General features: G+C 67.9%; 6 protein-coding genes and 1 pseudogene. 2 read left to right on the forward strand and 5 right to left on the reverse strand.

Annotated features, from left to right (window positions below; all coding sequences use genetic code 11):
- Nucleotides 1–365 precede the first annotated feature (365 nt).
- The 3 genes from ACLJQZ_RS48320 to ACLJQZ_RS48330 all read right to left on the reverse strand — a co-directional run bounded on the left by ACLJQZ_RS48320 (nt 366) and on the right by ACLJQZ_RS48330 (nt 2,396).
- Complete coding sequence (locus ACLJQZ_RS48320) at nt 366–782, reverse strand: organic hydroperoxide resistance protein (RefSeq protein WP_410628468.1); 417 nt, start codon at nt 780–782, stop codon at nt 366–368.
- Between the two features lie 2 nt (nt 783–784).
- Complete coding sequence (locus ACLJQZ_RS48325) at nt 785–1,729, reverse strand: NAD-dependent epimerase/dehydratase family protein (protein WP_410628459.1); 945 nt, start codon at nt 1,727–1,729, stop codon at nt 785–787.
- A 103-nt stretch (nt 1,730–1,832) separates the two neighbouring features.
- Nucleotides 1,833–2,396, reverse strand: coding sequence for a TetR/AcrR family transcriptional regulator (locus ACLJQZ_RS48330; protein ID WP_410628461.1), 564 nt, complete (start codon nt 2,394–2,396; stop codon nt 1,833–1,835).
- 400 nt (nt 2,397–2,796) lie between these two features.
- Between ACLJQZ_RS48330 and ACLJQZ_RS48335 the strand changes: the two genes are divergently transcribed.
- On the forward strand, nt 2,797–3,276 hold the full coding sequence (locus ACLJQZ_RS48335; protein ID WP_410628463.1) for a hypothetical protein: 480 nt from the start codon (nt 2,797–2,799) through the stop codon (nt 3,274–3,276).
- A gap of 106 nt (nt 3,277–3,382) precedes the next feature.
- Here ACLJQZ_RS48335 and ACLJQZ_RS48340 read toward each other — a convergent pair whose 3' ends face one another.
- Nucleotides 3,383–3,805 (reverse strand): class I SAM-dependent methyltransferase, encoded by a 423-nt coding sequence (locus ACLJQZ_RS48340; protein ID WP_410628464.1) that lies wholly within the window; start codon nt 3,803–3,805, stop codon nt 3,383–3,385.
- Between the two features lie 7 nt (nt 3,806–3,812).
- On the reverse strand, nt 3,813–4,043 hold the full coding sequence (locus ACLJQZ_RS48345; RefSeq protein ID WP_410628466.1) for an SAM-dependent methyltransferase: 231 nt from the start codon (nt 4,041–4,043) through the stop codon (nt 3,813–3,815).
- Here ACLJQZ_RS48345 and ACLJQZ_RS48350 point away from each other — a divergent pair.
- Nucleotides 4,042–4,329, forward strand: a pseudogene (locus ACLJQZ_RS48350) (transposase); the annotation flags it as partial. The gene ACLJQZ_RS48345 and the pseudogene ACLJQZ_RS48350 sit on opposite strands and share 2 nt — an antisense overlap.
- Between the last annotated feature and the right edge of the window lie 112 nt (nt 4,330–4,441).

The raw sequence follows: 4,441 nt of genomic DNA on the forward strand, positions 1-4,441 counted from the left end.
GCGACCAGCGAATCAACTGCTCACGCTCGACATCAGCCAACACCAGCTCAGCCTTCGGACGCCCGGTTCTCGACATATCCCCATACTACCCACTTAACTCACGAATTTACGACGCGACACACTAGGCCCCGACGTACCGTGCAGAGCGCTTTCACCGAACAGTCAACGCCCACTCATGCCGATGAGCGGACGTTCGGCGCCAGAGTCGGCCGGCGAACGTCTCCTGCCACGATGACCGACGGGACAGGGGAGCCAGACATCTTGCAGCCGACCGGAAGCGCCGGGTTCTGACAGATGCCAGTGCGGCGACCGTCGACGCGACGGTCGCCGCACTGTGTGTTGGGCGCTATGCCGGAGCCTGCCGGTCAGACAGCGACGCGCAGCATGACGTCGATGTTGCCGCGGATCGCCCGTGAGTACGGGCAGCGCCCGTGGGCGTCCCTGGCCAGCGACTCGGCGTCCGCCTGCGACAGCCCGGGGAGTGAGACGGTCAGCTCGACGTCGAGCAGGAACCCGGCCTCGTCCTGGGCGAGGCTCACCCGCGCGAGGATCGTGTCGCCGGACAGCTTGATCTTGCGTTCCCTGGCGACCAGCCGCAACGCGCTGTGGAAGCAGGCCGAGTAGCCCGCGCCGAACAACTGCTCGGGGTTGGTCGCCGTGCCGGAGCCGCCCGCTTCCTTGGGGAGCGCGAGTGCGGTGTCCAGCAGGCCGTCGCTGGAGCGGACCTTGCCGTTGCGGCCGTCACCGCTGGAGGTCACTTCGGTGGTGTACAGGGTCTGCACGGTCACTGTCCTTCCTGGACGGAGTGGGCGAACCAGTCGAGGGTCGTGGCGAGCGCGTCGCGCATCGGGGTGGCGCGGGCACCGAAAGTGCTGGTGTAGAGCGAGTCGTCCATGACGAACGGCTCGGTGTGCCAGTAGAAGAGTTCGCGGTACTCGGCCATGAACTCCTCGTCGTACGGGCCGAACGGCTCCGCCTCGCGCTGCACCGTGATCTGCGTCGGCTCGCCGGTCAGGTCGCCGATGATGTCGTGGATCTGCCGGGTCGTGTACGGGCCGTCGACGGGCAGGTGCCACAGCCTGCCGAGTGCGCGTTCGTCGGAGCCGAGCACGGCGAGCCCGGCGGCGAGGTCAGGCACGTAGGTGTAGCTCTTCGGCAGGTCGATGTCGCCCAGCCCGAGCCTGGTCGCGCCGGCCAGCGCGGCCGGGAACACCGACACGCCCAGCGAGGACAGCAGAACGCGCGGGCCGAAGAAGTCGGCCGCCATGCCGAGCGCGACGCGGACGTCCCCACGCTCGTGCGCGGCCAGGTACCGTTCGGTGATCGCGGCGCGCGTCTTGCCTTTGGGACCTGGCGCGGCGAGCGGCGTCCGCTCGGTCATCGGCACCCCGCCGGTCGGGCCGTACTGGTTGAGCGTCTCGACGGTGACCAGCTTCGCGCCGCTGCGGCCGACGACGTCGAGCAGCGCGTCCTGGATCACCGGCAGTACCTGCGGCTGCAGCTGGTACGGCACGTGCGTGCAGTTGTAGACGACGTCGGCGCCCTCGACGATCTCGGCGAGCTTGACCCGGTCGGTCACGTCGGCGGCGACCCGCACCGAACCGGCGATCTGTTCTCCTCCGCCGGACCGGTTCACCGTGCGCACCTGGTTGCCCTGGGCGACGAGCCGCTCGGCGAGGGTCAGGCCGACGGGTCCGGTGCCGAGGACGACGTGCAGTTTCTGGGTCATGACTTCTCCTCTGACTGAGTGATTCACCACTCACACTTGGTGTGAAAGAAAGGGCCGCACGACCCGGCCGTTCTCGCAGCGAAAACTCGGTTGGCGACGGAGCTCAGTAGTGGCGCAGGCCCGCCGAGAGCGTGTTCGCCCACGGCGCGTCGACCTCGGTGGCGCCGATCGCCACCACCAGGTGGCACAACGCCCCCCTGGCCATGAAGTCCTGGACCGCGCCGGCGTCCGCGCCGGAAACGCTGCGCACGTACTCGACGGTCCTGGCGTAGCTGCGCCGCACCACCTCGCGCACCGCGGGCTCGGACGCCGCTGCCGCCTGGGCGTGCACCTGGACCAGCAGCAGGTCTGGGTCGGCGATGAGCCGGGCGTACTCGTCGCCCATCGCCATCAGCACCTCGTGCGGCTCGCTGCCGCGCGCCTTGGCCGCTCCCCTAGCGAAGCTGTCCCGCACGAGGTCGAAAGTATGCTCGACGACCGCGACGAACAACGCCTCCTTGTTGGGGAACAGGCGATAGACATAGGCCTGCGAGATGCCCGCCCGCTTCGCCACCTCGGTGGTGTTGGTGCCGTAGTAGCCACGGGCCGCGAAGCTGCCGACCGCGGTGCTGAGCACCACTTCCCTGCGTTCCTCCGCGGTGCCGAGCACCCGTCCCGTCGCTGCCATGTGAGTAATAAACCACTCACACTTTCCGGTGTCAACCCCTCAGCACTTCCCGTCAGGCCACCCCGACCCGCGCGACCAACGACCGCCCACGAGCCGGTCGGCCGTGAAACCGAGGTTGGACCCGCATCGAACATCCGCTTCTGCCGCTGACCGCGCGCCGACGTCCGGTCATGCCGATGAGCGCGGTGATGCGGGAACACCGACACCTCCCGTCGAGGCGTGTGTTCCCCAGACCTGGCCCGGGCTCGAACTGGCTGCCCACCCCCACCAAGCGACGGGCAGAACGCACCCCTCAACGGCCGAAGAGCGCGTAATCACTGCAACCGGCCGACAAGCCGGGTCCCTTCGATATCCGGAGGCCCGCAGACCCGGGTGATCAGGTTGGAACGAGGATGTGGACATGGGATATCAACTGCAGGGGGCCATCTCCACCGAGCCTGTGCTCTGGACGTTGGCGAGCGCGGTGGAAAACGCACGTATCGTTCCGCTCGGCCAGCACTTCTTCTTCCTGCCGATGACCGACGCGTTGTCCGAGGCGGTCACCGTCGCCGGAGCGGCCGGGCTCGATGGGTTCTGGAGCGCACCCGTCGGGTTCGGTCACGCCTTGGCCGCTTGTTCAACGGACGGTCCCATCACCTACGTCGAAGCTGACTACTTCGGTGGGACCGGGACCCAGTCGGCGCAGGTATGGGACCGTGGTCAGGTGGTGCTCGGTCCCTTGCAACTGGCCGAAGGAAAGCCGACCCCGGCCGAGGGCAGCCCCATCTCCCGGGCGCTCCGACGACTTGGAGTGGTCAAGGGCGAGCACTTCGATGAGTTCGATGCCGTCGGGCTTGGCCGCCACCGCGAGACAGAAGACTGGCTTCCACCCACGAGTTGATCAGCGCGACGCACTTTCATGCCGATGGTGCTCGAGTTGCCACGGCAACACGTGGAAGACAGGTGCGATTTCGGATGCGGGCTGACTACGGCGGCGACGCCTGAGCTCAGCGAGGTGCGCGTGCCGTGGCCAGAACCCGACGCAACCCGTCGAAGGTGGCCAGCACGCGTTGCGCCTCCTCCTGCATCGACCGCACCGCAAGGTCGTCGCCGACCTCGACCGTGAGGGCTTCCTGCGACAGCGCTTGCTCGGCCAGACGCCACGCCGGTCTGTCGACGACCTCGGCATCCACGAAACCGGCGCGCGGCAATTGCCGACCAAGATCCATCTGCCGCAGTCGCGGCGACAACCGCCCGTCGTCCGCATCGAGGGCCTCCCAGCACGTGACGACCACACGTCCGCCGGGGAGAAGAATTCGACGACACTCCCGCAACGCGTCCGGCAGCGGCTCGGCGAACTGGATGGAATCAACGACGAGCACCGCGTCGGCCGACGCCGTGCTCAGCCCCGTGGCGGTCAGCTCACCCACCCGGAAGTCAGCTCGATCCGCCAGCCCCCAACGCCCGCGCCCGGCGCCGGGCGTGCTCGATCGCGACCCTTGAGAAGTCAATCCCGACAACCCGGCAACCACTGCGTCGCGCGATCTCCAGCCCGTACCCGCCGCGACCGCACGCCAGATCCACCAGGACCCGCCCAGCACGCAGGTCAAGCGCTGAACCGCCCCGGGTTTGATGGAGGCTCCTCGTGTGAGTGAGGATGTAGATCATGGCCCGGAGGACGAAGTACTCGCCTGAGCTGCGGGAACGTGCGGTTGCGTTGGTGTTTGAGCAGGCAGGGCAGTACGGGTCGCAGTGGGAAGCGATCTGCTCGGTTGCGGCGAAGGTGAACGTGTCGAGCGAGACGCTGCGCAAGTGGGTGCGTCAGGCGGAGGCCGACGCGGGTGCCCGGCCGGGGGCAACCAGTGCCGAGCAGGAGCGGATTCGCGAGCTGGAGCGGGAAAATCGCGAGTTACGGCGGGCAAATGAGATTTTGAAGGCGGCGTCGGCTTTCTTCGCGTCAATGTCATGATCTTGGTGTCCGGCGGGGTTCGCTCGTTTCTTCGCTGCCCCAGGCGACTGGTGGCTTGTCCTGATGTGCGGCCCCGCCGGATACCTGCTGGGTGGGG

Origin of the sequence: Amycolatopsis sp. cmx-8-4, from assembly GCF_046548675.1 — a bacterium.
Classification (GTDB): Bacteria; Actinomycetota; Actinomycetes; order Mycobacteriales; family Pseudonocardiaceae; genus Amycolatopsis.